The 1,761-nt window shown below is 49.4% G+C and carries 1 protein-coding gene and 1 pseudogene; both read left to right on the plus strand.

The features are described 5' to 3' along the window. Positions 1-480: pseudogene (locus AC1DWB_RS34595) on the plus strand (UDP-glucose 6-dehydrogenase); the annotation flags it as partial. Further along, positions 456-1,310, plus strand: coding sequence for a nucleotide sugar dehydrogenase (locus tag AC1DWB_RS34600; RefSeq protein ID WP_477545602.1), 855 nt, complete (start codon positions 456-458; stop codon positions 1,308-1,310). The pseudogene AC1DWB_RS34595 and the gene AC1DWB_RS34600, both read left to right, overlap by 25 nt. Positions 1,311-1,761 lie beyond the last annotated feature (451 nt).

Here is a 1,761-nt window from a genome sequence, read left to right on the forward strand (position 1 = left end):
GGTTATGTCGGCTTAGTCACGGGTGCATGTCTGGCGCATCTTGGTCATTCTGTCATTTGCGTGGACAGCTCCGTCGAGAAAATAGCCATCCTGACATCAGGCGGACTGCCGATCTGGGAGCAGGGTCTATATGAGCTACTGAACGAGGCAGTGAACCAGCACCGGATTCAATATACAACCGATATCCAAGTAACGGTTCAAACATCAGAGGTGATTATCATCTGCGTCGGTACTCCAATCGGTACGAACGGCGAAGCCGATTTGAATCCAGTATGGTCGGTTGTGGCTCAAGTCGCCCAACATTCCATCGGGGAGCAGACTCTGATTATCAAAAGCACCGTTCCTGTCGGTACAACGGACGAGATCGAGGCGTGGCTGGGGACGCAAGCTCGGAAACCACTCCTTGATGTGCTGCATAATCCGGAATTTCTCCGACAAGGTAACGCCATCCACGATTGCCTCCATCGGATCGCATTGTAGCGGGGTGCCGGACCGAGAAGGCCAGAAGCGTAATCACCGAACTGTATAAGGACATCCCTGCGCCCATTCATTTCTGCGAACGCCGCAGCTCTGAATTGATCAAGTATGCGTCCAATGCCTTTCTGGCCATGAAAATTTCCTTTATTAACATGATAGCCGACTTCGCGGAACTAGCCGGTACCTCAATCGATGACGTCTCTCAAGGGATTGGCATGGATCACCGAATTGGCGCGTCCTTCCTGCAGGCCGGGATCGGGTATGGCGGCTCCTGTTTCCCCAAAGACATTCAAGCCTTTCGAGCTATGGGAGAACAACGAAATCTCCCCCTCCCCCTTCTCGACGCGACTGAATCCATCAATCGTGATCGTCCGGATCGGTTGGTGGAGAAACTAATCCGAGCATCAGGAACGTTGAAGGGAAAACGTATCGCTCTCCTCGGCCTGACTTTCAAGCCGATGACTGACGATCTTCGAGAGGCGCCCTCTCTCGCATTCTGCAGATTGTGTCTAGAACACGGTGCAGACGTACATGCTTACGATCCTTTTGTACGCGAGTATCCGGTTAAGGAAGTAGTTTTGCACCGAGATCTATATGAAACGATTGATTCCTCGGACGCACTCATCTTCCTCACGGAATGGAAGCAGCTTCAAGACATGGATTGGCAACTCGTCAGCCATAAGCTGCGTTACCGGCTTGTAATCGATGGCAGGAATATGTTTACCCAAGCGAACATGCAACAAATTGCTGACATGTACGATCTCACCTACATCTCCATAGGAAGACCAACAATCTATCCAACAAAGGTCATGCAAGTCACCGATTTGAAGTAGCATTAACTCAATAGGCTGCCCTTCACGTAGTTATATCTACATGAGTGCAGCCTAAATATAATCACAAACACGAAGCATTTCCTCATAAATCTCACAGGATGGATCTTGCGGGATAACGCCAATATGGGTTGTTACAATGTTTGTGCCTCGCTCCATAGCTAAGTCCAAGACACGCATAGACTTCTCGATGTTTTGATGATTCACAGCTTGTCTTGGAACCCATGCCCGCCAACACTGAAGCAAAGTGCCGAAATCTCTAACCCGCTGGATGTGATATAGTCTCTCAGTTCTTTTTGGGTCACTGCACTTAGATGTCGATATTATTAGTTGAAATCTGAAACTAAGTTCACCAGCGGAGTTCCGGCTGAATCGTTTCCGCTCCACACCTGGATGGAAACGACGTCTTTTTGTGGTCTCGTCGAATGGTTGACCATCACACGCACCGTATAAT

The sequence above is a fragment of the Paenibacillus sp. P4_E11 genome (genome assembly GCF_056401635.1).